Raw genomic sequence first — 26,823 nt, forward strand, 5'->3', positions numbered from 1 at the left:
CGAGAATAGGGGAACGGCAGATCGCCGTTCCCCCGATATTTCAGAACTGGACGCGGAATTCGCCGCCCATCGTCCGGGGTGGCTGCAGATATGTCGCCGCCTGCGGATAGGGCTGCGACGCATTCAGCGCATTGCCCGCCGGGAACAGCTGGGCCAGATCGACATGGTTCAGCAGGTTCTTGACCCAGAAGGCCAGTTCGCCCTTCACCCCGTTTGCGAGCGGGATTTCGGAAATGCCCGCGCGCATGTTGATACGGTTCGTGAACACCCCGGGATTGTAGCGTGGCGCTGGCGAAGCCGCGGTGCCGGTCGAGTTGACCACCGTCAGCAACCTATAGGGCGCGCAGCAGGTCATGTTGGAACTGCGCGTCCAGTCGAAATGGATGTTGAAGACGCCCGGATCGAGCGGCCGGCTGAAGTCCACGGAGACGGAACCGGCATGTTTCGCCGCGCCTACACCCAGCAACTGAAGGAAGGACGCGCCGGGATGAGCGGCGATGTCCGCGGGCGATACAACCAATGCGCCCGCGCAATTGCCCGCCGGCGCCGCCGTGCATGGGCCGGATGCCAGGATGGACGTCCCATTGGGCTTGAACGTTGTCAGCGTCCTCGGATCGATACCGATCAAACGCTTGTTGCTGTCCACATAGGTATAGTTGCCCGATATGGTGAGGCCCGGCACGATCCTGGCGCTCAACTCGACCTCCAGGCCCTTTGCCTTGTAAGGAACCGAAACATTGAACGTGTCCGATATGCTGGGATTGGTGGCGGGGCTGGTCTGAATGGACTGTTGCTGATCATCGACCTTGTATTTGAACGCCGCGATGTTGAGCGTGACGCGCCGGTCGAACCATTGCGACTTGATGCCGACTTCCCAGGACTTCAGCACTTCGGTGTCATAGGCGGTAAATGTCTGCGACCGGACGTTGGCGCCGCCGTCGCGGAAGCCCGAAGCATAACGAACATAGGTGTTTATGTCCTCGGTCAACTTGAGCTTGGCCGTAAATGCCGGATCGACGCGCTTTTCCTTCGCCTCGTTGCGAAGCTCGGTCGGCAGGATCACGCCGTTGAAGATATCGCGCCGGGCCCTCTTGGTGTCGTCGCTGTAGCGAAGGCCTGCGGTGAGCTCCAGCCGCTCCTCCAGAACCGGGGGAGTCCAGCTTGCCTGACCATAGGCCGCATAGGCGTTCGTCTTGGAGAACTGGCGGATAAAGCCCCCATTGGGCGCGAACGGGTTATAATAGGGCGCGCGGCTGGGGCCGCCGCCGGGGGTGCAGGGTGCGCCGGGTATGCCCGCCGGGCAGTTGGTCGAGAAACCGGAATCCCGTTCATCCCGCACGTCTTCGTGGAAATAGATGCCGCCGACCGTGATGTTGAAGTTTGTGGTCGTGTAGATGGCCTGAAGTTCCTGGCTGAAAACCTTGGAATCCAGGTAATTGCTGGCCCATGCCTGGACAGGCGAAGTGGCAAGAGACGTGACTGCGCCGCCGTAGTTGATGGATCGGCGCAGGCCGGTGATTGATTTCAGCGTCAGATTATCGCTGGCGCCGTAGGTCAGGTTCAGCACATGCCCGCGGTTCTTGGTAATGAAGTAGAGAGAGGGTATCGCAAAGGGCGCGCTGTCAGGGTATTTATCCAGATCCAGCGGGAATTGCTGATATCGTCTGCCGTCGGTGGTGAATATGGTGGCAGGACCGCTTGGCGGAACAGTGATGCCGCCATTGGGATTCTCTATCGTGCCGGTATTGGGCGATACCAGGATCTGCGGGAATGCCTGGTCATCCTTTGCCCAGACATTGTCATAGGCATAGAATAGGTTGAGATCGCCAAAATCTCTCTCAACCGCTATGCGGCCGCCATAGGTCTTTAGTTGACGAAAATCATTGTCATAGTCGCCTGTCTTCCAATGGAAGGAAGAATAGGGACTTGAAACAGGCGTGATATTTTCCAGAAGGCTGCTCTTTACGTTCCGGAAATATCCACCTCTCTTGCGGTACATACCCGACAATTGGATACGGAATCCCGCCAGTTCAGGAAGATCCAGCCGGCCCTTGAGCTCATAGGCATCGAAATTGCCGATGCCGGCGCGGAAATCCCCTCCCAGCACGCCGCTTGGCCGGCGGGAAACGATCTGCACCACGCCCGCCTCCGCATTACGGCCGAACAGCTGCCCCTGCGGACCGCGCAGCACTTCGATGCGTTCGGGCGTGATGAGGTCGAGAGCGCCGCCCTGGGCGCGAGGTATGTTGATGCCGTCGATGTAGAAGGCAACCGCATTATCCTGCGTGCCCTGCGATGCGTCGGACGTGCCATAGCCACGCATCTGAAGCGCCACGCCGGTTTCCGTACCGTTGAGGGGATAGGAAGTAAGGCCGGCGATCTTGCCGGGGCCGAGATCATTCAGATTTTCGATACCCCGGCTTCGCAGCGTTTCACCGCTCAGCGCCGTAACCGCCAGCGGGACTTCCTGGAGCCTCTGCTCACGCCGGGTGGCGGTGACGACGATATCCGCATCTCCGGCGGCAGGCCGCTGCGCGGGTTCCTGCGCGGAAGCCAGCGACGGCATGGACAGTGCGGAAAGTGCCACACTCGCGAAAAATATCTGCTTCTTCATTACGTCTCTCTCCCCAAGATTTTGTCTTATGCGCAGGCGAATGGGACCCTTCTTCCCGATGAGCGGCAGGATACACGCAATGGCAAGGCCGATGCCGGCGGCCTGATCACGTCACGATGTACAGAGGGCAATGCGCTCACAGCCCGAGGGCATCCGCGCAAACGGATCAAATCCGTCAAAATGTTCAGGCGTCGCGCAAATCGCATCGTCCCTCCCCTTCGGACAGGACATCCGCCGGTTTTCCCGGCTTCGATGTCGGCGGTCGAGCCTCTGTCCCCTGCCTAGCTTATGTTCCGCCAGATCAATGCAAAGCTAATCTTTGCGCATATTACATGCAAGCAAATGAATTTTGATCGTATTTGTGATGCTTGCGATAAGGCTGGACGATGAAGACGGCTGGCTGATCAATCGGCGGCAAATCGGCGATCGAAGGCGGCCTGTCGGCGCGCGATCTGCGCCGCCCGCAGCTCTGGCGTTATCTTGACAACGCCGCGCGGCAAGGCATCCATCAGGTCCGCGAGCGCTACCTTACGGCTCTCTATTGCCGGCGATTCCGCGTCGGGATCAGGAAAACCTTGCCAGCGATGCAGGATCAGCACGTCGTGAAGACCGCATGGGTCGAGCCAATTATGCACGCCGGGATCCGCGATGGAGAGCACATAGGTGAAGCGTCCATCTGCATCCGGCACCATCTGGGCATTGGTCAGGCTGATCTGGCGATCGCGATTGGGCAGGCTGCGTAACCAAAGGTCATGCAGCACGATGTCACGATAGGTCGCGCCCGCCGCATTGGCGGTGATGATCACCGCTTCATCGTCGCGCAGCGTGAAATGGCCCAGACTGCCTTGCTGGGTTACCAGGCCGCCCACCGATCCAGCGCCCTCGGGCGGCGTCATCATCTGCGGCCCGTTGAAGAAGAGGCGCTGGGCGTAATAGGCGTAGAAGACGTCGGAAAGGATGTTGTGAACAGCCCTGCTTGCCAGTTCATCCTCCGTCAGCGGCACGCGGGTCGGCGGATCGAGCCGGCGCACCCGCAGCGCGTCGGGATGCTGTCGCGCCCAGTCACCCATGGAATCGCGGATAAAAAGATAGAGCGTTCCCGGCACTATCTGAAGATGGTTCCGCCGCCCCTCCGCCGGATTATCGTCGAGAGTCAGGACATAGCGGCCGTCTTCGCCGATTTCCATGTCGAGTTGTTCGAGAGATGCCAGGGTGGCCGACGTCGTGCTGTTGCCAACAAGCTGGAACGTGACATAAGTCGAGGGATCAACTTGTCGTTGCCCTGTCACTTCATAGCGTCCGCCTGCCGCGACAGGGATGATGCGATAGGCGTTGTTGGGATTGTCTCCTCCCCATTTGGCGCCCGGCACCTTATGACCTAACCATTGCGCACCCTCGCTATACACCCTGAGCACGCGGGGGTAATTGGCATCGGTATTCGCAGCGACCAACGTACATTTGAAACAGTAATCTGCGACATGATCATCGAACAGCGCCATCTGGTCGGCGGGCATGAGCCTGTCCGTGACGCGCCGCCACATGATCTCCGCGCGATCGCGTGCGGCCCTTACGTCCGGCCGCTCGAACAGCCGGATCGCCAATCGTTCAAGATCGCGCTGGTCGACATTGGCGACCGGATTGATCGCTGACAGGAAATAATCGCCGGTATCAAGGGGCATCGCATCCTTCTCCCAAGCAGGCCGGCAGCGTCCTTCGCCATCATCCAATAATCGAACGATTGTTCTCTATATTGATGAATATTGGCCTTTTATCGAAGACATGATGCACCCAGTAAATTATTTTGGCAAGCTTGGCACCAAATCATGAACGGTCTCTCAGGCCGCTGCCGTTTCCGTGGGATCAGGGGGCTGGGCTTTCCCCTCATCCTGCGCCTTGCCGGGGATGCATATGAGCGGATAGAAAATTTCCTCGGCCCAGTGCGGCTGCGCGCCCGGAATGCCATAGCGCCAGGGGCGCCCCTCCGGAATGTGGAGCGTCCCGAACATCCAGTCGAGAAAGGCGAAAGTCACGGCATAGTTGCGGTAGGAAGCGCCGTCCTTGCCATAGCCATGATGCGTGTGATGCATGCCGGGGCTGATCAACAGATGCTCCACCGCGCGAAACAGGCTGCCGAAACGGGGATGGCGCCGGATCGCGTCATCCCAGCGAAAATGACTGTGGGTAATGAGGTTCCACCAGAAAATGGTGAGGACGACGAGCCCGGCCGCAACCCCCTGCCCCAGATAGACGGCGAAACCGGTGATCCAGGCGGTCGGCACGACAAAGGACCAGAAGAGATTGACGCGCTGGGTCACGAGCACATTCATGTATCGGCCCGCGTGGTGCGTCCTGTGAATCTTCCAGAGCCAGCGAAGCGCGGGACGTCGTTGCCCTTCATGCGCCCATCTGTGACCCCAGTAAAAGGCGAACTCCACGAGCAGGAACAGGACGATATAGGATGGCAGCAACGGAAGATGCGCGAGGGCGCCTTTTCCCTGCGGCAGCAACAGCGCCGCCGCGCCGGCGATCAGCAGCCCGGCCAGGGACCGCGTGACCAGCGGATTGAGCAGCGCGCATAGCCCGATCACCAATATGTCGTCGCGGCGATAGATGCCGCGGTGGCGGCCGGTCAGGATTTCCGTCAACAGGATGATCGCCGTCACGGCAAGCACTGGACCGTAATAGGACATTGTTCCTCTCCTTGTCCGTCAGTTTTACGCTGGCGCGGAAAGGGCTTCCAGTTCATTGATATGGCGATTTTGATGAGTATCATGCATGAATATCCGCAAGCTTCGCCATATCGTCGCATTGGGGCAGGATCGGCATTATCGCGTCGCTGCTGATCGCCTGGGCCTCACGCAGTCGGCTCTGACGCGGAGCATCCAGGCCGCGGAGGCGGAGCTGGGCGTGCGGCTGTTCGACCGCGGACGCGACGGGGTGCATCCGACGCGCGCCGGCGAAGCGCTGCTGGCCGACGCGGCGCCTTTGCTCCGCCAGATGGAGATACTCGAACGAAACATGGCCTTGCTTTCCCACCATGGGAGCGGGGAGGTGCGCTGCGGCTTCGGCCCGCTCGCCGCGGCACTGATGCTTGAAGACATGCTGTCGCATGTCGTTCAGGAACACGGCGCGCTGCGCGTCCGCACGAAACTGGGGGACGTGGCGGAATTGCTGTCGCTGCTCCACGACGGCGAACTGGACTTCGCCGTTCTGGCGCATCTGCTTGTCGAGGACAGGCCTGACCTCAGCTTTCGTCGAATCGGCCAGATCCGGCTCGGTGCATTGGTGCGGCGTGGCCATCCGCTTGCCGGCCGCACGGTGCATGAGGATGAAATCGCCGCCTTTCCTATCATCGGCGGGACAGGCGCCAGTCCGGTCTACGCGCCGACGATCAGCTGCGACAATTTCGAGATCGCAGGCCAGGTCACGCTGGCGAGCGATGCCATATGGATCACAGCGGAATCCCTCGCGGATGACCGATATGCAATGGTCCACGGCCTGCCTGTCGCGCAACCGCTGGAACTGGTCGTGGCGTCCCTTGCGCGGCGGACATTATCTGTCCAGGCACTGCTGACCATCGATCTGATCGTCGGTGCCCTGCGGAGGCGGCAGTCTTAGGAAGCATGCAACCAGTCGACCTGGTCCCGCAGGAATTGCGCGACGGCGCGGACGGCCTGGCGCTTCACGCGGTCCTGCGGAATGAAAAGCTGAACATCCACGCTTTCCCGGTTCCATTCCGTCAGCACCGGCTTCAGGCGGCCCGACGCCAGTTCGGGCGCGACCAGCATTTCCAGCGTCTGCCCTATGCCCACACCGGCAACAGCGGCAGCCGCGATCGCATCCCCATGGTTGAAGGTCGCGACGCTGGCGGGGCGGAGCGATCGCCGCTCCTTTCCCCGCACGAAGCGCCACTGGCCCACCGGCCGATCAACCGTCGCATAGAGGACGCAATCATGATCATGCAGATCATCGGGCGTGACCGGCTCTCCGCGCCGCGCAAGATAATCGGGCGAGGCAACCTGCACGAAGCGGGTGTGCCCAAGATTGATGACCTCCCCCTTTCCTTCCGCCGGCACGCCGATACGGATGAGCATGTCGAACCCCTCTGGCCGAAACATCATGCTGCGGTCCCCAACGCTGAGGTCCAGGGCAATGCGAGGATGCAGCGCACGCAATTGCGGCAGCGCGGGCACGACGAATCGTAATCCGATCGCGCCGGGCGCATCCAGGGCAACGTGCCCGCTTGGCCCCATGTCGCGCATCTGCACCAGGCTTTCGGCCTGCTCCACCGCTTCCAGAATGGCGCGCGCCTGCTCCAGGAACATGTGACCATGGGGCGTCAGGCCAAAGCGGCGCGTGGTCCGGTTTATCAGTCGCGTACCCAGCCTATCCTCCAGCCGTGCCAGATGGGTCGAAACCATGGTGGGGGAAAGGGCAAGCCGCTCGGCCGCTCGGCTGAAGCTGCCCGAATCCACGATTGCCACGAACACCTCGAAGCCAGTCAACCTGTCCATGATTATCTCTTCTTATCGTATAATGCGTCTCGAAATGTGGTGATTATCCAATCACAACGCAATGGTAAAAGGGATTCAATTCAAATCATCAATTGAGAGGATGCATGGCTTATCCACGCTTGTTCGAGCCGTTCAGCATCGGCAACCTGACGCTCAAGAACCGTATTTCCATGGCACCCATGGAGACGCATCTGGGCGCGCCCGACGGCGGCGTGAACGACGCGATCATCGCCTATTACAGCGAGCGCGCACGCGGCGGCGCCGGCCTTATCATCACTGAATTCACCTGCGTCGACGCGGAGACGGGATTCAGCTCCAACGTTCCGCAATTGCGCCTGGACAACGACAGGTTCAAGGCTGGGCACGCCCGGCTGGTCGCGGCCATCCACGCGGCTGGCGCAAAGGCGGTCATCCAGATCTCCCATGCCGGCCGGCAGACCAAGGAAAGCGTCATCGGACGCCAGCCGGTCTCAGCCAGCGCGATCCCTCTCAACAGCATCTATATGAACGCGGTTCCCCGGCCGCTGGAGGATGCGGAGATCCATCACCTCATCGGGCGCTATGCGAATACGGCACGGCTTGCGATGCTCGCGGGTTATGACGGCGTGATGCTGCACGGCGCCCATGGCTATCTGCTCCAGCAATTTCTTTCGCCGTTGATGAATCATCGCGAAGATGAATGGGGCGGTGACTTTGAAAGGCGGCTGCACTTCCCGACCGAGGTCATCAAGGCGGTGAAGGCGCAGATCGGAAACAAGCCGCTGATGTACCGCATGTCCGTGGTCGACGGCGTCGAAGGCGGCATCACCATCGAGGACAGCGAGAAGATCGCGCCGCGCCTTTGCGAGGCTGGCGTGGATGCGATCGACATCAGCTGGGGCTTTCTGGAAAGCGCCCATCTCATATTGGAACCAATGTCCGTCGAGGAAGGGGATCGCCTGCCCTATGCTCGCCGCATCCGCGAAGCGACCGGCCGGCCCGTCATCACCGCCGGCGTGATGCGCTGGCCCGACAAATGCGAACAGGCGGTTATCAATGGCGACACCGACATAGTGTCGCTGGGCCGCGCGCTGCTGGCCGATCCGATGTGGCCGATCAAGGCGCAGCGGGGCCTTGTCGACGACATCCGGCCATGCACATCATGCAACTGGTGCATTCGCGAACTGGCGCAAAGCCGGTCCGTCGCATGCGCGGAAAACCCGCGTTGCGGCAAGGAGACCGAGCCGGAACTGGATCGCTTCGCCAATGGCATGAAGGCGGCCGTGATCGGCGCGGGACCAGGCGGCATGGCGGCCGCGCTGTTGCTGGACCAGGCCGGCTTTGCCGTCACTCTCTATGAGAAACGCCAGCGTCTGGGCGGAAATCTGATCACTTCGGCCGTGCCTCCTGGGAAGGACAAGCTGTTCTGGTATCACAAGTTCCTGCTGAACCGGGTCGAGCGCAGCACCATCGACGTGCGCACCGGGACGCAGGTGACCAGGGACGTGATTGAAAAGGACCAGCCCGACGTCCTGATCCTCGCCAACGGCTCGCGATTGGCGCCGCTCGACCTCGCCGGCTGGGGCAATCTGCCGACCGCGCCTGCCTATGAGGTGCTGATGGGGGAAACGGATGTCCCGCCATCGACCCCTGAGCGGCCGATCGTCATCTATGGCGGAGGTGAAACGGGCACGGAAACAGCGGAATATCTGGCCCAGGGCGGACATCATGTCCTGCTGGTGACCCGGTCCGACGCCAAGTTCCTCGCCCGCAATGCCGAGGCGCTCTATCGTGTTGCGCTGTTGCAGAGACTGCACGGCAATGCGTCCATCCGGATCCTGGACAACACGACGCTGCATGCCGTCGATGGCGAGCATGTCACGCTTTCGGCCCAGGGCGGGTTGACCGATCAGCCGGCGGCGGCGCTGCTGCTGGCCCATGGCCTGGTTCCCGACAGCGAATTGCCCGATACTCTGGGCGGTATCGACATTCCGATGATCCGCATCGGCGACTCCGCGCAGGTCGCGCGGATCGGCGAAGCGGTGCGCGACGCCTATCGCGCGGTGCAGGATCTGCGCCGCCTCATCCTGCAACCGGAGCCGATCGCATGCTGAGCCTAGCCACCACCATCGAACGCCGCCCGCTGGACGCGCCCTTCGGCCTGGAAATAGTCGGCGCGGACCTGACGCGCGACATTGACGAAGGCACGCGAAAGGCGATCCGCGACGCCTGGATCGATGCCGGCATCCTGCTCTTCCGCGATATGCGCAATGACGACATGGCGCAGATGCGCCTCAGCGCCATTTTCGGAGAAATGGAGCCCGCCGCGACGGCCGATCTGAACGATCCCGTCAATCAGTTCATGATGACGCTGGCCTATGATCCGGAGGATCCGTCAGGACGCCCCAATCCCTTCTATCGCGTGAACGGCATCGATCGCGCGGGCTGGCTCGGCTGGCATTGGGACCAGAGCTTCATGCCCACCATCGTGCGCGGCGCCGTGCTGCGCATGACCGAACCGGCGCGCGTCATGGGCGAAACCGGCTTCATCGATGCCATTCAGGCCTATGACCGGCTGTCGCCCGACATGCAGAAACGCATTGAGGGGCTGGAGGTCGTTTACGAATTCAACCCGGATTTCTGTTCCGGCCAATTCGGCTTCCCCACGGACATAGAGCGGCTCAACGTCGGCGCGACGGTCAAGGCCGGTGCGAAGTACAACTTCCCGCCGGTCGTTCATCCGCTGGTGATCACCCAGATGGAAACGGGCAGGAAGGTGCTGAAGCTCTCGCCCATGCATGCCCGCTATGTGCTGGGCATGGAAAAGGCGGAAAGCGATGCGCTGCTGACGGAACTTGCGGCGCATCTGGGCGATCCGGCCCATGCCTATTTCCATAAATGGCAGGAAAACGACATGGTCGTCTGGGACAATTGGCGGATCGTGCATTCCGCCAACGGCGTTCCGCTGGATTGCAAGCGGACCGCCCGGCGCACGACCATAGCCGGCGACTACAAGGTCGGACGCTATCTCGACCCAACCCTAGACCGGGATCGCGAAGTGAAGCGGCTGGTGGACTGAACGGCGTTATGAGCGCACAGGTTCATCCGAGCATCTGCCGTCTGTGCACGGCCTATTGCCCGATCCAGGTGACCGTTGAAAATGGCCTTGCGACCAAGGTCACGGGCAATCCGCGCGCTCCTCTCTATGGCGGCTATAGCTGTCCCAAGGGGCGTGCCCTGCCCGAACAGCATCATGGCGAGCAGCGCCTGCTCCACAGCCTGAAGGGTGGCCCGGAGGGTTTTGGCGCGATCCCTTCCGCACAGGCGATGGACGAGATCGCCGAACGGCTGAACGCGATCATTGCCGAGCATGGCCCCCGTTCGGTCGCCATGTATGTCGGGATGGGACTGGTCCCCTTCGTTGCATCCACGGCCATCGCTGCGGGATGGCTGAACGGCATCGGATCGCCCATGTTCTTCACCGCGGGTTCGATCGACAAACCGGGCATACTGATCGCGCTCGCCCATCATGGCATGTGGCAGGCCGGGCAACCGCATTTCGATACGGCCGATGCCTGGCTGCTGGTCGGCATCAACCCGGTGATCAGCAAATCGCCGGGCTTTCCGGGGCAAAATCCCGGACGCGTGCTGAAGGACATGGAAAAGGCGCAGGCCAAGCTGATCGTCATCGATCCGCGCGTCACCGAAACGGCCAGGCGCGCCCACATCCACATGCAGGCCCGGCCTGGAGAGGACGCCGCCATATTGGCGGGCATGATCCGCATCATCCTGGCGGAAGGGCTGGAGGACAGCGAATTCGTTGCCGCCAACACGCAGGGCGTCGCCGCGTTGAGGGAAGCGGTCGAGCCGTTCACCACCGACTATGTCGCCCGGCGCGCGGATGTTTCAGAAGCCTATCTGATTGCGGCGGCACGCATATTCGCGGGCGCGCGCAATGCCGGGGTGAGTTGCGGTACCGGACCCAGTTTCGCGACCCATTCCACGCTGACCGAATATCTCGCGCTTTGCCTTGCCAGCCTTTGCGGACATTGGGCGCGGGAGGGCGACTTGCTGGCCAAGCCCAATGTGCTGCTGCCCGCCTATGAGGCGCGGGCCCAGCCCTGGGCCCCATTCCAGGCCTGGGGTTTCGAACCGCGCCTGCGCGTCCGGGGCCTGGGCGGCTGCGCCAGCGGCCTGTCAGCCGCCGCGCTGGCCGATGAGATCCTGCTGCCCGGACCGGGTCAGGTGAAGGCGCTGATCGTGGCGGGCGGGAACCCGATGATGGCCTGGCCCGACCAGAACCGCGCCTTCGCGGCGCTCAATGCGCTCGATCTGCTGGTCACCATGGATACGGAGATGACCGCCACGGCCGAGCTTTCCCATTATGTGATCGCGCCCAAGCTGACGCTGGAAACGCCGATGACGACCTATATGCCCGAGAGCGTCAAATATTATGGAACGACGCGCGGCTTCCCCGACCCCTACGCAGCCTATACCCCGGCGCTGATAAAGCCGCCCGCCGGCAGCGACGTCATGGAGGACTGGGAATTTTTCTGGGGACTGGCCGAGCGGATGGGCACGCGCATCGACGCCACGCTGCGCTATGGCAACGGTCCGCAGGCCGAGGCGCCGCCCATGACCTTCACGCTCGATCCCGCGGGCCCGAAACCAACCACGGACGAGTTGATCGAATTGTCATGCCGGGGTTCGCGCATTCCGCTCGACCGGGTGAAGCAATATCCCGACGGGCAGATTTTCGAAAGCGACCAGCGCGTGCTGCCCCGCGCCGCCGGCAATGACGACCGCCTTGAACTGGCCGCCCGGCCCATGGTGGAGGAACTGGCCGAGTTGCTGGCGGAGGATAGCCGCGCCATTGAAGCGGACTACCCGTTCCGGCTGCTGCCCCGGCGCACGAACAATATCCTCAACAGCTTCGGCCGGCGGATCGGCAGGTTGGCCGGTAGCGGGGTGAACCCCGCCTATATGCACCCCGACGATCTGACCGATCTGGCCCTTGGCGAGGGTGATTGCGTGACGATCCGGTCCCCGCATGGCGAAATCCAGGGCATCGTGGCGGCTGAGGCAAACCTGCGACGCGGCACCATATCCATGGCGCACGGCTTCGGCGCCAATCCCGGATCCGACGATCCGTTGACACTTGGCGCGAACACCGGGCGCCTTATTTCGGTGGAAGACGGCTACGATCCCGTGACCGGCCTGCCCCGCATGGGCGGCATTCCCGTCCAGATATTGCCGCTGCAATCCGCGAGGCCCGTGAGCGACGTCCAGACACTTTGATCGCAGCCGGCGCTCACCGGAGCAATATCCCGGCCGGGGAAAGCGCGCCTGCCGCAGGCGCGCCCCCTTGCGCCCATCAGAAGCTGTAGTTCAGGCCGACGCCGATCTGCCGTGGCGGCGAAAAGATGACCGCGTCCGCACTGGGATTGACGAAGGTCGATCCGATTACCTTCGCATTGGTGAAGTTGCGCGTGAACACCGACAATGTCAGCCCGGTACCGGCGGGAGTGAAGGCCAGACGGGCATTGCCGGTGAAATAGGCCTTCTGGCTCACCCGGCTTTCCAGCGCCATGCGCACCTTCGTCGAATAATAGCCGTTGAGCGACAGGGCCAGGCGCCCGGCGTCGAAGTCATGATGATAATCGACAAGGCCATTCAGCGTGAAGCTGGGCGCGCGGATCATTCGCTGGCCACTGACGTCTGCCCGGCCGTCCAAAATGCCGTCGAAATCGGGATCCGTCGCCATTTCCACCAGGCTGGCATTGGGAAAGCTCTTATATTTCGCGTGCAGCCAGGCCGCGCCCAGAGTCAGGGTCAGGTCTTCGCTGGCTCGCAAACTCGCATCGGCGTCAATGCCGTATATCTCCGCCGATCCGGCATTTTGCAGGGTGCTGACGCCGCCGACGGTCGTCGTCGCCTGCAGGTTCTTGTAATCATAATGGAAGCCCGCAACGTTAAGCGCCATGGCGCCCGACTTGAATTTTGCGCCCACCTCATGCGACTTCAACAGTTCCGGGCGAACCGGCGTCGCCTGGCGGGCGATGGCGTTGAACAGGCCCGCCTTGAAGCCCTGCGCATAGTTGTAATAGAGATTGAGGCTGTCCGTCACGTCGAACATGACGGCGGCGCGAGGCGTGAACTTCCGCGACTTCACCTCGCCCAGAAGGGCTTGCGGCGTCACATTGTTGAAGCCGTTCGCGAAGCCATTATTCTTGTCCCTGGTATAACGGCCGCCGCCGATGAGCTTCAGCCTGTCGGACAGTTTCCAGGTCACTTCGAAAAAGCCCGAGAGCGACTTGTTGACGCTGTGATCGTAAATTCGGTCGATATAGCCGAAGGCAGGAATGTTGATGAAGGCAGGGTCGTCACCCACCTTCCGCCGATAATAGTTGAGTCCGACGATGAACGAAACGGGGCCGATCGGCTTGGACGTAAAATAGACGTCCTGCGAGAAGGACTTCGAATAGCTGAAGATATCGTACACGCCGCCCGCGAAGTTGCTGTAGTCGGCCTCCTGCAGGATCGGCGTGCTGTAGTCGATATAGCCCGTCATGCTGGTGAAAGTGCCCAGGTCCGTTTCAAAGTCTGCCTTGAGGGAATAGGTCTTCATGTCGATATCGATATAGCTGTCGATATCCGATGAGGTCTGCCACGGCTGGTCAGCGATTACCACGCCCGGCAGCCCGGCAAGCGCGTTCACGCCCCTGTAACTGGTATAGGCAAGGTCGATGGCGTTCTTTTCGCGATTATAGCTGAAGCTGCCCTCCAGACGTATCCGGTCGGTCGGCTGAAACAGCAGTTTCGCGCGCAGGAAGCGGTTGTGATTGTCCGGCGTGTTCCGGCCCGTCGCGACATTGCGGACATAGCTGCCCAGTTCCCGGCTGCTGAGCGTCAGGCTGGCGGCGAGGACATCGTCGATGATCGGGCCCGTGACGAACGCCTGGGCATTGAGCTCGCCTTCACTGCCATGGCCATAATGAGCCCAGGACAGGCCCAGATCCATATGCGGCGTGAAGGACGGCGATTTGCTGTTGATCAGGATGACGCCGCCGGTTGCGTTACGGCCGTAAAGCGAGCCCTGAGGCCCCTTGAGCACCTGGACATTCTCGACATCCGGCAGGGAGAAGAACGCGCCGGTGATATTGGGTTGGTAGACGCCGTCGACATAGGTCGCGACATTGTTTTCCGCATTGGAGGAACCCAGGGTGGACGAAACGCCGCGCAACGCGGGCTGTGCGTTGATGCCGTTTGCCTCGACCCGCAGGCCCGGCGTCACCAGCGTCAGGTCGCGCGCGTTGCTGATATTGGCGCTCTGCAACTGTTCCGCGCTTTGCGCCGTCACCGCCACGGGCACATCCTGCAACCGTTCAGCCCGGCGCTGCGCCGTAACGATGATGTCGTCGCTCCCCTGCCCCGTCTGGGGCGTTGTGTCGGTTTGAGCGGACGCGGCGCCGATGATGCCAATGACGGCCGTTCCGGTGCCAAGCAATTGCAGGATCTGGCTGGATCTGGTCATGGGTTCCCCGCTCATCTGATTGTCGACTTGATTGTCGACTTGATTGTCGACACAGGGGCGAACGCCCCGAAAGCTCGCGCAATGCCTATGCCGCAGGGAATGGTTTTGCATGCAGAAATCACATGAACTCTGCATGCATCATGGGTATGATTGACGGTGCGGCCGAAGCCGCGCGGGCGTCTCAGGCCCAGCCGCGCAGGAACCGTTCGGCAATTTCGCGGGCGCGGCCCGGACGGCGGACAAAGGCGATATCGTCCACCATCACGCGGAAGCCGTGGGTGATGAGGCCCTGCAGGTCGAAAGCGGCGTCCTGCGGATCGCCCGGGCGCAAGATTCCCCTTGCCATCAACTCCTCGAAATAATCGCTGATCGGCCGGAAACCCATATAGGCATTGGCCAGAAGCTGCGCGCCGAGATGGGGGAAATCGCGCCCCTCCGCCACGGCGATCTGGAGCAGCGTTCTGCCCAGTGGATGACTCACCGCCACATCCGTATAGGTGGTAACGAACCGCTCTATCGTACCCAGCGGATCGTCGAGGTCGAGTTCCAGCGCCCACAGGCCGGAACGCACCGACTCCATGCTGCGGTGGATCAGGGCCGTGAACAGCCCCTCCTTGCTGCCGAAGCGCCGGTAAATGGTTGTCTTGCTGACGCCGGAGCGCTCCACCAGCCGGTCGAGGCTGGTTCCGCCGAAGCCGGTCAGCGCAAATTCCTCCAACGCGATGTCAAGCAGATGGTCGATGCGCCGGTCCACTTCGGCACGCGGCAGCCTCCCGCCCTGCCAGCGCCCGCCTGCCCCCTGCCCTGCCGCCATGGTTTCCTCGCTCATCCTGTGCGGATAGCCCGGCGGAGCGGCCAAACCAAGAGGGCAGTCCGACATTGCCACGCGATGCGGAAGATGAAGCATCACTTATCTGAAATGTGCTATGAAATGGGAGGAGTTCGCTTGGCACAGGAACTGCCATGAGTCACTTTCCGGCAGGTGAAAGGATGCAACGACTGCGCGAAGCAGGCGTTGCGACCATATTGCCCAATCACGCACCGCCGAGACCAAGTTGAGAGGAATCGCTATGCCCGATTATGACCTGATCATCCGGGGGGGTAAGATATATGATGGCAGCGGTGGAGAGCCCTTCCTCGCCGACATCGCCATCAATGACGGGGTGATCGTCGCGGTCGGCGACGTGGAGGGCAGCGGAAGGGAGGAGATCGACGCGTCGGACCGCATTGTCACTCCGGGCTTTGTCGACGTGCACACCCATTATGACGGGCAGATCACCTGGGAAAACAGGTTGGCCCCGTCATCCGATCATGGCGTGACAACGGTGGTCATGGGCAATTGCGGCGTCGGCTTTGCCCCCTCCCGCCCTGAACATCGCCAGCTGATGATCAAGCTGATGGAAGGCGTTGAGGACATTCCCGAAGTCGTCATGGCCGAGGGCGTGCCGTTCAACTGGGAAACCTTCCCGGAATATCTGGACGCGCTCGAACAACGCGAAAGCGACATCGACTTCGCCGCGCAATTGCCGCACAGCCCGCTCCGCGTTTACGTCATGGGCGAGCGCGGCGCCAATCTGGAGCCGCCGACGCAAGAGGATCTGGCGGAAATGCGTCGCCTGACGGCAGAAGCGATCGAGGCGGGCGCCCTTGGCGTCACCACCTCGCGCAGCTATGCGCACCAGTTCCGCGACGGTCGCCCGGCCCCTTCGGTCAAGAGCGAGGATCAGGAAGTGCTGGCGCTTGCCCAGGGGCTGCGCGACGCCGGCAAGGGCGTTTTCCAGATGGTGCCCAGCTATGACGTGACGGCGGGCGAACGCATGGATCTGCTGGACGACATTGCGCGGACGTCGGGACGGCCTGTTTCCTTCACCTTCATGCAGACACCCGTGGGCGAGGGCGACTGGCAGGAAATGGTGTCCCGGCTGGAGCGTTCCAAGGAACAGGGGCTGGAGGTGCGCGGCCAGATCATCCCGCGTCCGACCGGTGCCCTGCTGGGCCTTGAGCTGTCCATGCACCCCTTCTCCTTCAACCCCAGCTTCCGCGAGATCGAACATCTGCCACTGGAGGAAAAGGTAGAGCGGATGCGCGATCCCGCCTTCCGCAAGAAGCTGATCGCCGAGGAACCGACCGACCCGCAGGCCTTTTTCGTCTATGTCATCTCCGATCTGGATTCCATGTTCGTTCTGGGCAATCCGCCGAACTATAATCCCCGCAGCGACGAGAGCATCGGCGCCCGCGCCCGTGCCATGGGCGTCGACCCCAGGGAGCTGATCTATGACGCCTTGCTCCAGCGCGACGGGCGGGAGGTGCTTTATCGACCTCTCGGCAATTCGGAGGGGGATAAGTTCGAAAGTTCCGGCCGCAATCTCGTGAGGAACGACCGGACCTTCCCGGCGCTGGGCGATGGCGGTGCGCATTACAGCATGATCTGCGACGCGGCCTATACGACCTATTTCCTAACCTATTGGGTGCGCGACGCGAAGGACGACAAGAAGATCGAATTGCCCTACGCCGTGCGAAAGCTGACCTACGAACCCTCCTATGCCGTCGGGCTGCATGACCGCGGCCTGATCAGGCCGGGATACAAGGCGGACCTCAATGTCATCGACATGGAAAGGCTCCACCTCTACGCGCCCCATGTGGTCTACAACCTGCCGACCGGCGGCCGCCGCCTGCAACAGCGGGCAGACGGCTATGATGCGACCATCGTGAGCGGGGTAGTGACCTATCGCAACGGCCGTTCCACAGGCGCCCTGCCCGGCCGCCTCGTGCGCGGGGGCAAGGAAGCGCCGAAGATCGCTTCCGCACAGACACTGGAACCCGCCTGACGGGCTGGCGGGCGGTGCGGATCAACCGTCTCGCCCGCCATGAACCGCCAGCGCAGAGGGAATCGCCATGACAGAACTTACGCCCGACATGATCGCCTTCCTTCAGGAAATGAAGGATCGCACCGCCATCCAGGACTGCCTGCTGCGCTATACGCGGGGTGTCGACCGGCATGACCGCGAACTGATGCTTTCCGCCTATTGGCCGGACGCCTTCGACGACCATGGCGTTGCGGAGGGCTATGCCGCCGATTTCGTCGACTGGGCAATCGGATGGCATGGTGAATTCCAGACGAAGCATCACCATGCGATCAGCAACCACACGGTCGAGATCGACGGCGACACGGCGCATGGCGAAACCTATTACACTTTCTGGGGCGAGAATAAGGGTGCGCCGCCACAACTCAGTTTCGGCCGCTATGTGGATCGGTTCGAAAAGCGCAACGGCGAATGGCGCATCGCCGACAGAGTCTGCGTCAATGAAATGACGGCGACGCTGACGGCCGCCGAGATTCCGGACGAATGGAAAGCCCGTATTTTCAGCACGGGGCCGAACCGGCGCGACAAAGGGGACATTTCCTATGTCCGGCCACTGGTCCGCAAGGCAAGGGACGAATGATTGTCGTTCCGGCTCCTCTGAGGATATAGGCAGGACAAGTTCAACATCAGATCGAGGGATATTGCATGACATCACGGACCGTCGTCGTCACCGGCGCTTTCGGGATATTGGGCGGCGCCGTCGCTGCCGCCTTCACGGCCGCTGGCGACCGGGTGGCGCGGGTCGATTATGCCCCCGCTCCCGCCGAAACTCCGACGGGCTGCCGCGATTTCGGCGGCGTCGATCTGACCGATTATGCCGCGACGCAGAAGCTGGTGGCGGAAATCGTGGGCGCGATGGGGTCGATCGACGTCCTGGTCAATGTCGCGGGCGGATTCATATGGGAGACGCTGGCCGATGGAGGCAGCGCGACGTGGAACCGCATGTTCGCGATGAACGCAGCGACCTGCGTCAACATGACCAAGGCTGCTCTACCGGAACTGGAGAAGGCGCGGCAAGCCCGCATCATCAATATCGGCGCGGGCGGCGCCGTGGTCGCAGCGGCAGGCATGGGCGGCTATGCCGCGTCGAAAATGGCCGTGCACAAGCTGACCGAGAGCTTGGCGGCTGAACTGTCCGGCAAGGACATCACGGTGAACGCGATCCTGCCCAGCATCATCGATACGCCGACCAACCGGGCGGACATGCCCGACGCGAACTTCAGCCAATGGGTGCAACCGGCCGCCATCGCCGAGGTCATCCAGTTCCTGGCTTCCCCGGCCGCGCGATCCATCAGCGGCGCGTTGATCCCCGTGGCAAAGGGCGGCTGAAACGCCCCATTTGGCGGCCAGCGGGCAGGCTGCACGCTGGTCCGTCAGACGATCTCGAACAACGCCGCCGCGCCCATGCCGCCGCCGATGCACATGGTGACGACGGCGTTCTTCGCCCCCAGCCGCTTGCCTGCCAGCAGGGCATGACCGGTCATGCGCGATCCGGTCATGCCGAACGGATGCCCAATCGAAATGGCACCCCCGTCGACATTGACCCTGGCGGGATCGATGCCCAGCCGGTCGATGCAATAGAGCGCCTGGCTGGCATAGGCCTCATTCAGTTCCCAAATGTCCACGTCCGACACGGAAAGTCCCATCCGGTCGAGCAGCTTCGGCACTGCGAAGACCGGGCCGATGCCCATTTCGTCCGGCTCGCAACCTGCGACCTGCATGCCCTTGTAAAGGCCCAGTATCGGAAGGCCGCGCCGAGCCGCCTCATCCGCGTCCATGATGACGCACGCACTGGAACCGTCGGACAACTGGCTGCAATTGCCCGCCGTCACCGATCCCCCTTCGAACAGAGGCTTGAGGCGTGCAAGCCCGTCCATATCCGTGCCGGGCCGGTTGCATTCGTCCTGCGCCAGCGTGACCTCTTCCTGGCCCGTGACGGCAAGAGCCTTGTCCACGACATTCTTCGTCGCGGTGATCGGCACGATCTCATCATCGAACCAGCCCTTTTCCTGGGCCGTCGCCGTGCGCGCCTGGCTCGTCACGGCGAATGAATCCTGCGCTTCGCGGCTGACGCCATAGCGCCGGGCCACGATATCGCCCGTCAGGTTCATTGCCATATAGATTTCGGGCTTGTGTTCGAGCAGCCACTCGTCCTTGTTGCGGAAGACATTGCGGTGCGGGTCGACCAGGCTGACCGTTTCGACGCCTCCTGCCACATAGACGCCTCCTTCCCCGCCACGGATCCGTTGCGCGGCGATTGCGATGGTCTGGAGGCCCGACGAGCATTTGCGGTCAAGCGTCATGCCGCACACGCTGATCGGCAGCCCTGCGCGCAACGCGGCCTGCCGTGCGATGTTCGATCCCACAGCGCCTTCGCATCGGGCGGAACCCAGCAGCACGTCATCGATTTCCGCCGGGTCGATCCCGGCACGTTCCACAGCCGCGCGGATCGAGTGCGCCGCCAGCGTCGCGCCATGGATATTGTTGAGCGCGCCCCGGTGCGCCTTGCCGATCGGCGTACGCGCCGTCGCGACGATCGCTGCATCTTTCATGCCCGAAATCTCCCGTCAGAAGCTGACGAGCAGATAGGGTTTGGGCCGGCCGCTTTCCATAACGCGTCGGCCTCATCACGTCTTTGATGAAGCAGACCAACGTGCTTGACCCAGCCCGCTCAGGTTCACAAAGCAGGGTTGATTCCGAAGCAGGGAGCGCTTCACAATGACCATTACCGTCGAAAAGCAGGGTCCGGTCGCGATCGTCACGCTGAACCGCCCAGAGACGAAAAATGCCATCACCCAGGAGATGCGCGGACAGCTATATGGCGCGTTCGAAGATATCGCCATGGACCATGACGTCCGCGCCGTAATCCTGACGGGCGCCGGCGGCGACTTCTGTTCGGGCATGGACGTGACCGGCATGGGCAAGGGCGGCGTCACCGGCTCGATGGACCGGATGTACACCCTCAATCGGATCGCCAAGGCCATTTATTCGCTCAAGAAGCCCACGATCGCTGCGGTGCCGGGCGTGTGCGTGGGCGTCGGCTTCTCCTATGCGCTTGCCTGCGACATCGTGCTCGCCGGTGAACAGGCCCGCTTCGCCGCGATATTCCGCAACATCGCGCTGGCGCCCGATGGTGGTCTTGTCTGGCACCTCCGCCAGTTGCTGGGCGTGCAGAAGGCCAAGGAACTGGTCTATTCCGGCCGTATCGTCCGCGCCGACGAAGCGGTGGCGGCGGGCATCGCCTATGAAAAGGTCGCCCAGGATTCGCTGATGGACCGGGCCATGGAACTGGCGCAAAGCTTCGCATCCGGCCCTACCATCGCCATGGGGATGGCCAAGCGGCAGTTCGAACTGAGCTGGAACACCGGCTTTGAGCAATATCTGGAACTGGAAGCTTCGATCCAGCCTCTGATGAGCCGGACGGAAGACCATGAGGAAGGGCTGCTCGCCTTCCGCGAAAAGCGCAAGCCGCAGTTCAGGGGCGAGTGACCCAGATGCTCCAGCCCGAAGCGGAATGGCGCGCGCACCTGGCAGAGGGGCGTTTCATGATACAGCGCAGCCGGTCGACCGGGGGCCATGTCTTCTATCCCCGCGTGGCGGAGCCCGGCACGGGCGCCGAAGATCTGGAGTGGGTGCGCGCGTCGGGGGCAGGAACGGTGCATGCGGTCACCATCGTGCGCAAGAAGGATCCGGCCGACAGCTACAGCGTCGTGCTGGTCGACCTCGCCGAAGGGCCGCGGCTGATGAGCCGGGTCGACGGCGTACCGGTCGACGACATTCATATCGGCATGGCCGTGAAGGCCAGCATCATCAACGAGGGGGACAAGCCTTTGCTCGTCTTCGTGCCCGCATGAACATGAGAAATGGTTTCCCGCGCGGTCGCGCCGCGATCGTCGGCGCGTCCACCTATGGCATTGGCCTGTGTCCTGGCGTTTCGGCCGTGGACATGGCGGCCAGGGCCGCGCTGCTGGCGCTGGCCGACGCGGGCATTTCCCTGGCGGAAGTGGATGCCGTTTACACCTCCGCGCCCTATGAGGCGCTGGGCGGCATGGAGCTGGCCGAATATCTGGGCTTGACGCCCAAGGTCACCGACTGCAACCGCACGGGCGGTTCCGCTTTCGAGGTCTATGTCCAGCAGGCGGCACTGGCACTTGAGGCCGGTCTGATCGATTGCGCGCTGATCGCCTATGGGTCCAATCCCGCCAGCAATCCGCCCCCGGGCGTCGGCATGACGCGCCAAAGCCCGTGGGAAGCGCCTTATAAGCCGCTGGCTCCCCTCTCCTCCTATGCGCTGGTTGCAAGCCGGCACATGCATCTTTACGGCACCGCCCGCGAGCAACTGGCCGAAGTGGCGGTCGCGGCGCGGCAATGGGCGCAACTGAATCCTGAGGCCGCGGTACGGGATCCGTTGAGCGTGGAGGATGTGCTGAAGGCGCGCATGGTGTCCGATCCCCTGACGGTGCGTGATTGCTGCCTGTTCAACGACGGCGCGGCGGCCGTGGTGATGGTCCGCGCCGACCGGGCAAGGGATTGCGCCAGGGCGCCGGTCCATGTGCTGGGCGCCGCCCATGCCGTCACCCATCGCGAAATCAGCTCCATGCCCGATCTCACCGTGACGGGAGCCGCAATTTCAGGCCCGCAGGCCTTCGCCCAGGCCGGCGTCGGACCCGCGGACATGGATGTGGTAATGCTCTACGACGCGTTCACGATCACACCCATCCTGTTCCTGGAGGATCTTGGCTTCTGTCCCAAGGGCGAAGGCGGGCGGTTTGTCTCAAACGGGCATGTCGCGCCGGGCGGCGGTTTGGCGCTCAACACCAATGGCGGCGGCCTGTCCTGCGTGCATCCGGGCATGTATGGCCTGTTCCTGCTGGTGGAGGCCACGCGGCAACTTCGCGGCGAATGCGGCGAGCGGCAGGTCGAAAATGCCCGGCTGGCCCTCGCCCATGGCAATGGCGGGGTGCTGTCCAGTGAAGCGACGGTCGTGCTGGGAACAGCCGAAACCCTGTAAGGGGAGCCCGCGCCTGCCCTCCTTCAGGCGGGCGCGCTCAGGACCAGGCTGATCAGATTCTCTACATCTGCAAGCAACGCCTCCATCTCCAGGGCGGGCTGTTCCTCGCCAAAGCTGTTCTTGTCGAACAGCGCGACGGCATTCCACATCATCGTCCCGGCCAATGCTATCCGCGCCCGACCCAGTTGCGGCGGCAGCCATGCCAGCGCAGCGTGAAGCCGTTCCAGCAGGGCCGCTATGCTGGGCGCGCCGGGCCGCGGGACGGCCGCGTCAAACGGATCGCTGAGCAGGCCGGCCGCGCTCATGTGCATCATGAAGCGGATATGGGCATGGGGCGCCTGTTCGTCGCGGAGCAGGAAATAGGGCCGCATCATGCAGCGCCAGGCGGTAAAGGCGTCGAGATGCTCCAGCGACGGCCCGCTTTCACCGATCATCCGGGCGCGGTCCACCTCCGTATCCCGCAGCCGCATATCCACGACGGCGCGCAGCAACTCTTCCACGCTGCCGAAATGATAGCTGACGGCGGCAGTATTTTTCTGCCCGGCGGCAAGCGCGATCGCCCGCAGAGTCGCCACCCCGATCCCTGCTTCGGCCACCAGCGTTTCCGCGGCAAGGCAGAGCTGCCTTTTGGTGCTCTCGCTGCGGGGAGTAGAGGTCATGGAAGGCCTTGTAGCCTGCGCGTCTCTTATGACCAGCCCCTCAATTAAATCATTTGCTTTATTTTAAAGCAAAGCTATAATGGCTGGAAAGAATGTTGAGAGGAGTATTCTCGTGATCATCACCGCCATGCCCGGTCCCTTCGGCGCCATCGTTGAAGGCGTCGACCTCTCCAAGCCTCAGGGCGAGGAAACCCTGCGGGCATTGATCGGGGCGCTACATGAACATCAGATCCTTGCGATACGCGGCCAGCAGCTGGCGGATGCGGACTATGTCGCCTTTGGCCATCAATGGGGCCAACCGCTGATGTTCCACCTGCCGACCCACAGGAAAGATGATTTTCCTGAGATGATCCGGATCACCAATGCTGCCGCCACGCCTGAACGCTATCGCGACGGCGCCAAATTCTGGCACCAGGACAGCAGTTATGAGGCTGTGCCTGCGAGCGTGACGATGCTCTATGGCGTGGAAACACCCGTCGAGGGCGGCGAAACGCTGATCGCCAGCACCGCTCTGGCCTATGATGCGCTGGACGAAGACATGAAGGCCCGGATCGACGGTCTTACCGGCTTGCATTGCCTGGGCGGATCGCCTGCCCTGCCAGGTGAGAAGATCCCGTTCATTCCCGAAAATACGGCCCGCCACGGCATTGTTTCGCATCCGCTGGTGATGCGCCATCCGGTCACGGGGCGAAAGGCGCTCTACACGTCCGGTTCGGCCTTCGGGGCCGAGGGACTGGAAACCGACGAGGGACGCGCGCTGATCAATGAACTGCGTGCCCATTGCACCCAGCCCCAGTTCGTGACGCGCTACAAGGTGGAAACGGGCGACATCTTCCTGTGGGACAATTTCCAGGTCCTGCACAGCGCCACGCCGATCGAATATTCCGACGAAATCGGCAAGCGTCGACTGCTCTACCGGATCAGCACAAAGGGTGTGCCCGCATTGTGCAAGGCGGCCGACCTCGCCGCCTGAGGGGTGCATCAATCCGGATCGATGTTCCAGTCGATCCGGTTGGTCAGGAAGGCAAGCGCGGCCTGAACATGCGGCAGGGCGATACGATCCGGCGCGCCCATCAGCACGACGGGCAGCCGGGGCCAGTTCGCTTCGGGCAGCAGGGGGATGAGGCGACCGGCATGGATATGATCGCGCGCCAGCATCTCCAATGTCTGGCCGATCCCCAAGCCCGCCAGAGTGGCCGAAAGTATCGCCGCGCCATCGTTGAAGGTGAAAGCCGTGGGCGACCGCACCCTTATCGTGCGATCACCCTGCCGCAGTTGCAGCGGATTGCCGCCCGGCGTCTCCACGCTGGCATAGAGGATCGTCCGATGATGGGCCAGATCGTCGGCTTTCGCCGGCTGTCCATGCTCCGCGATATAGTCGGGCGACGCAAGGCAGACCAGCCGCGTCGTGCCCAGCTTCACGGTCTTCCATCCCGTCGGCGGCACCTCGCCCGCCCGTATGACCAGATCAAAACCGTCGACGCGAAAGAGCGTCCCCCGGTCGCCCAGCGTCAGGTCCAGGATCAACCGGGGATGGAGCCGCTGAAATTCCGCGAGCGCCGGCATGATGAACGCCTGTCCCATGGAGGCTGGAGCATCCAGTCGCACGCGCCCCGCTATGCCGGCCCCCGGCCGCACCGCCATGTCCGCCGTGGCCACCGCGTCCAGCGCGGCGTGCGCATAGGTCAGATAGTGGCCGCCCTCCACGGTCAGATCAACCCGGCGGGTCGACCGGTTGAACAGGCGCACGCCCAGATGTTCCTCCAGCCTCCTCACATGCAGGGTGACCATGGGCGTGGAGATGTTGAGGCGCAGCGCGGCACGCGTGAAGGAGCCCGCCTCGGCCACCGCCACAAAGGCCTCCATCGCCGTCAGTCGATCCATCTTCAGCTCCCGCTTCACGCGCATCCTACATCGAAATCGCCCCCGACACAGTCATCCTGCCGCCCCATCGGCCTTTTGATGCCTGCGGCGCCGGCCTTGCCGTTTTGCATGCAACCTTGCAACAACCGTGCAGCGAGAGGAGCCTGGAATGAGCGGTTTTCTGGATGAGCGCGCGAATCTGGCAGGGAAAGTGGCCGCGATTATCGGCGGCGGCGGGGGCATTGGCGCCGGCATTTCGCTGGCATTGGCCAAGGCGGGCGTTGACCTGGCGATCTGCGACATCGATGCGGCGGCGCTGACCGAAACAGAGCGCGCGATCAGGGCGGAGGGCCGTCGGGTCACGGCCATGACCGCGGATGCCACTGACGAAGCGGCGCTCGACGCCTTTTACGACAATGTCGAAAGCGCTTACCCACGCCTCGACATAGTGGTGAACGTGGCGGGCGGGACCAGAAGGCAATTGCTTTCCGAAGCGAGTCGGGCTGACATCGCGCGGGATATCCACCGCAACTACGGCTATGTGGTCCAGTCGGTGCAGCGCGCAGTGCCGCTGATCAAGCGTTCCGGCGACGGGGGCAGCATCATCAATTTCACCACGATAGAGGCGCATCGCGGCGCCGCCAGCTTCTCTGTCTATGCAGGCGCCAAGGCGGCGACCACAAACTTCACCCGCTCGATGGCGGTCGAACTGGGCAAGGACAGGATCCGCGTCAGTTGCATCGCGCCGGACACTACCCTGAGCCAGGGCAATGTGGCTGCCATGCCTCCCTCTTTCGCGGAAGGCTTTGCGAGATTGCCTGCCCATGTCAGGGGCAAGGGGATGGAGATGTACATCCCCAGGGGAGAGCAACCGCCGGTCGACGCTCTGGCGAACGCCGTTCTGTTTCTGGGTTCGGACCTGTCGACTTTCGTGTCGGGCATGACAATGCACGTCGACGGCGGCACCATGGCGGCGGCGGGCATGATCGAATGGCCCTTTGGCGATGGCTTCGTGCCGACGCCGCTCGCCGGAACGCTGGCGCGCCTCTATCGCGAAGGAGACGACGCATGATCCTCTACGCCGTCACTCTTTCGCCCTTCGCGGCCCGCGTCCGGCTGGCCCTGCGCGTCAAGAAGCTGGACTATGACATGCAACCGCCACCGGGCGGCAGCACGCGGTCGCCCGAATATCTTGCGATCAATCCCATCGGCAAATTGCCGGTGCTGGTGACGGACGAAGGGCTGGCGATCGCCGAATCCGAAACCATCCTGGACTATCTGGACGAACAGTTCCCGGCGCCCTCCCTGATGCCCTCGGACCCGGCTGAACGGGTGAGGATGCGAAACATCATCCGCAGTTTCGAACTCTATGCGACGCCGGCCATGTCCCGCCTGTTCAAACAGATGGATCCAGCAACCAGGAACGAAGCGGTGACCGCGGCCGAGATCGCCAGCTGGCGCAGCGGCCTGGGGCTTTGCGATCAATTCGTGACCGACGCCATGTTCGCCGTAGGCGGCGCCATCAGCAAGGCGGACTGCATCCTGCTGCCCAGCCTTTTGCTCTGCGAGGTCGTTGCCAACATCTTTGAACTGGACGATCCACTTGCGGACTGTCCCAATCTTGCCGGCTACCAGGAAAAGGCGCGCCAGCACCCGGATATGGGAACGATCTGGAACGAGACGGCGGCCGCGCTCGCGGCCATGAGAGCAGGCCGGTGATATTTGGCGGATCGACATGAGGCAGTCGCGCCCCAGGTCGATCCGCCAAAAAGCGGGCAGTCATCG

22 protein-coding genes are annotated in these 26,823 nt (G+C 62.6%); 13 read left to right on the forward strand and 9 right to left on the reverse strand.

The features are described 5' to 3' along the window. Positions 1-40 precede the first annotated feature (40 nt). The 3 genes from MRBLMC3_RS11400 to MRBLMC3_RS11410 form a co-directional block, all read right to left on the reverse strand. Complete coding sequence (locus tag MRBLMC3_RS11400; RefSeq protein ID WP_363828783.1) at positions 41-2,614, reverse strand: TonB-dependent receptor; 2,574 nt, start codon at positions 2,612-2,614, stop codon at positions 41-43. A gap of 404 nt (positions 2,615-3,018) precedes the next feature. After that, positions 3,019-4,293, reverse strand: a complete 1,275-nt coding sequence (locus MRBLMC3_RS11405) for a hypothetical protein (RefSeq protein ID WP_363828785.1) — start codon at positions 4,291-4,293, stop codon at positions 3,019-3,021. Positions 4,294-4,449: 156 nt separating this feature from the next. Further along, positions 4,450-5,304 (reverse strand): sterol desaturase family protein, encoded by an 855-nt coding sequence (locus MRBLMC3_RS11410; protein ID WP_363828788.1) that lies wholly within the window; start codon positions 5,302-5,304, stop codon positions 4,450-4,452. A gap of 85 nt (positions 5,305-5,389) precedes the next feature. Here MRBLMC3_RS11410 and MRBLMC3_RS11415 point away from each other — a divergent pair, with 85 nt between their 5' ends. Beyond that, positions 5,390-6,232 carry a LysR family transcriptional regulator gene (locus MRBLMC3_RS11415; protein ID WP_363828791.1) on the forward strand — a complete coding sequence of 281 codons (843 nt, stop codon included), beginning with the start codon at positions 5,390-5,392 and terminating at the stop codon, positions 6,230-6,232. Here MRBLMC3_RS11415 and MRBLMC3_RS11420 read toward each other — a convergent pair. Then, the gene (locus MRBLMC3_RS11420) at positions 6,229-7,128 is read right to left on the reverse strand and encodes a LysR family transcriptional regulator (RefSeq protein WP_363828794.1); all 900 of its coding nucleotides are present in this window, start codon (positions 7,126-7,128) and stop codon (positions 6,229-6,231) included. The two genes, MRBLMC3_RS11415 and MRBLMC3_RS11420, sit on opposite strands and share 4 nt — an antisense overlap. Positions 7,129-7,232: 104 nt before the next feature. Here MRBLMC3_RS11420 and MRBLMC3_RS11425 point away from each other — a divergent pair, with 104 nt between their 5' ends. The 3 genes from MRBLMC3_RS11425 to MRBLMC3_RS11435 are packed head-to-tail and all read left to right on the forward strand — an operon-like array spanning position 7,233 to position 12,405. Further along, positions 7,233-9,221: an FAD-dependent oxidoreductase gene (locus tag MRBLMC3_RS11425; RefSeq protein ID WP_363828797.1), complete on the forward strand. Its 1,989-nt coding sequence runs from the start codon at positions 7,233-7,235 to the stop codon at positions 9,219-9,221. Further along, on the forward strand, positions 9,215-10,186 hold the full coding sequence (locus MRBLMC3_RS11430; protein WP_363828800.1) for a TauD/TfdA dioxygenase family protein: 972 nt from the start codon (positions 9,215-9,217) through the stop codon (positions 10,184-10,186). Before MRBLMC3_RS11425 ends, MRBLMC3_RS11430 begins: the two co-directional genes overlap by 7 nt. An 8-nt stretch (positions 10,187-10,194) precedes the next feature. Next, entirely contained in the window at positions 10,195-12,405 is a 2,211-nt protein-coding gene (locus tag MRBLMC3_RS11435; RefSeq protein WP_363828803.1) for a molybdopterin-containing oxidoreductase family protein, read from the forward strand. A 76-nt stretch (positions 12,406-12,481) separates the two neighbouring features. Here the strand turns inward: MRBLMC3_RS11435 and MRBLMC3_RS11440 are convergent, their stop codons facing one another. Next, positions 12,482-14,641 (reverse strand): TonB-dependent receptor, encoded by a 2,160-nt coding sequence (locus tag MRBLMC3_RS11440; RefSeq protein ID WP_363828805.1) that lies wholly within the window; start codon positions 14,639-14,641, stop codon positions 12,482-12,484. 181 nt (positions 14,642-14,822) lie between these two features. Beyond that, positions 14,823-15,470 (reverse strand): TetR/AcrR family transcriptional regulator, encoded by a 648-nt coding sequence (locus MRBLMC3_RS11445; protein ID WP_363828807.1) that lies wholly within the window; start codon positions 15,468-15,470, stop codon positions 14,823-14,825. 241 nt (positions 15,471-15,711) lie between these two features. On the opposite strand from MRBLMC3_RS11445, the gene MRBLMC3_RS11450 reads away from it, so the two are divergent. The 3 genes from MRBLMC3_RS11450 to MRBLMC3_RS11460 all read left to right on the forward strand — a co-directional run bounded on the left by MRBLMC3_RS11450 (position 15,712) and on the right by MRBLMC3_RS11460 (position 18,834). Beyond that, a complete protein-coding gene (locus tag MRBLMC3_RS11450; RefSeq protein WP_363828810.1) occupies positions 15,712-17,469 on the forward strand; it encodes an N-acyl-D-amino-acid deacylase family protein in 1,758 nt (585 codons plus the stop codon). A 67-nt stretch (positions 17,470-17,536) separates the two neighbouring features. Next, positions 17,537-18,085 (forward strand): nuclear transport factor 2 family protein, encoded by a 549-nt coding sequence (locus MRBLMC3_RS11455; protein ID WP_208108000.1) that lies wholly within the window; start codon positions 17,537-17,539, stop codon positions 18,083-18,085. 65 nt (positions 18,086-18,150) lie between these two features. After that, on the forward strand, positions 18,151-18,834 hold the full coding sequence (locus MRBLMC3_RS11460) for an SDR family NAD(P)-dependent oxidoreductase (RefSeq protein WP_363828812.1): 684 nt from the start codon (positions 18,151-18,153) through the stop codon (positions 18,832-18,834). 44 nt (positions 18,835-18,878) lie between these two features. Here the strand turns inward: MRBLMC3_RS11460 and MRBLMC3_RS11465 are convergent, their stop codons facing one another. Beyond that, positions 18,879-20,057: an acetyl-CoA C-acyltransferase gene (locus MRBLMC3_RS11465; protein ID WP_363828815.1), complete on the reverse strand. Its 1,179-nt coding sequence runs from the start codon at positions 20,055-20,057 to the stop codon at positions 18,879-18,881. Between the two features lie 166 nt (positions 20,058-20,223). Here MRBLMC3_RS11465 and MRBLMC3_RS11470 point away from each other — a divergent pair, with 166 nt between their 5' ends. The 3 genes from MRBLMC3_RS11470 to MRBLMC3_RS11480 are packed head-to-tail and all read left to right on the forward strand — an operon-like array spanning position 20,224 to position 22,516. Further along, entirely contained in the window at positions 20,224-20,994 is a 771-nt protein-coding gene (locus tag MRBLMC3_RS11470) for an enoyl-CoA hydratase/isomerase family protein (protein WP_363736168.1), read from the forward strand. Positions 20,995-20,999: 5 nt separating this feature from the next. Then, positions 21,000-21,359: a Zn-ribbon domain-containing OB-fold protein gene (locus MRBLMC3_RS11475; protein ID WP_363829441.1), complete on the forward strand. Its 360-nt coding sequence runs from the start codon at positions 21,000-21,002 to the stop codon at positions 21,357-21,359. After that, on the forward strand, positions 21,356-22,516 hold the full coding sequence (locus MRBLMC3_RS11480) for a thiolase (RefSeq protein WP_363828819.1): 1,161 nt from the start codon (positions 21,356-21,358) through the stop codon (positions 22,514-22,516). Before MRBLMC3_RS11475 ends, MRBLMC3_RS11480 begins: the two co-directional genes overlap by 4 nt. Before the next feature lie 23 nt (positions 22,517-22,539). Here MRBLMC3_RS11480 and MRBLMC3_RS11485 read toward each other — a convergent pair whose 3' ends face one another. Continuing rightward, positions 22,540-23,175 (reverse strand): TetR family transcriptional regulator, encoded by a 636-nt coding sequence (locus MRBLMC3_RS11485; protein WP_363828822.1) that lies wholly within the window; start codon positions 23,173-23,175, stop codon positions 22,540-22,542. Positions 23,176-23,287: 112 nt separating this feature from the next. On the opposite strand from MRBLMC3_RS11485, the gene MRBLMC3_RS11490 reads away from it, so the two are divergent. Beyond that, positions 23,288-24,148 (forward strand): TauD/TfdA dioxygenase family protein, encoded by an 861-nt coding sequence (locus MRBLMC3_RS11490; protein ID WP_363828825.1) that lies wholly within the window; start codon positions 23,288-23,290, stop codon positions 24,146-24,148. Between the two features lie 8 nt (positions 24,149-24,156). Here MRBLMC3_RS11490 and MRBLMC3_RS11495 read toward each other — a convergent pair whose 3' ends face one another. Next, positions 24,157-25,077 carry a LysR family transcriptional regulator gene (locus tag MRBLMC3_RS11495; protein WP_363828828.1) on the reverse strand — a complete coding sequence of 307 codons (921 nt, stop codon included), beginning with the start codon at positions 25,075-25,077 and terminating at the stop codon, positions 24,157-24,159. 130 nt (positions 25,078-25,207) lie between these two features. On the opposite strand from MRBLMC3_RS11495, the gene MRBLMC3_RS11500 reads away from it, so the two are divergent. Together MRBLMC3_RS11500 and MRBLMC3_RS11505 are read left to right on the forward strand one after the other, a co-directional pair. Then, positions 25,208-26,110, forward strand: coding sequence for an SDR family NAD(P)-dependent oxidoreductase (locus MRBLMC3_RS11500; protein ID WP_363828831.1), 903 nt, complete (start codon positions 25,208-25,210; stop codon positions 26,108-26,110). Further along, positions 26,107-26,757 carry a glutathione S-transferase family protein gene (locus tag MRBLMC3_RS11505; protein WP_363828834.1) on the forward strand — a complete coding sequence of 217 codons (651 nt, stop codon included), beginning with the start codon at positions 26,107-26,109 and terminating at the stop codon, positions 26,755-26,757. The genes MRBLMC3_RS11500 and MRBLMC3_RS11505 overlap by 4 nt, the downstream gene beginning before the upstream one ends. Positions 26,758-26,823: the final 66 nt, after the last annotated feature.

The sequence above is a fragment of the Sphingobium sp. LMC3-1-1.1 genome, from assembly GCF_040676285.1.
Lineage (GTDB): Bacteria > Pseudomonadota > Alphaproteobacteria > Sphingomonadales > Sphingomonadaceae > Sphingobium.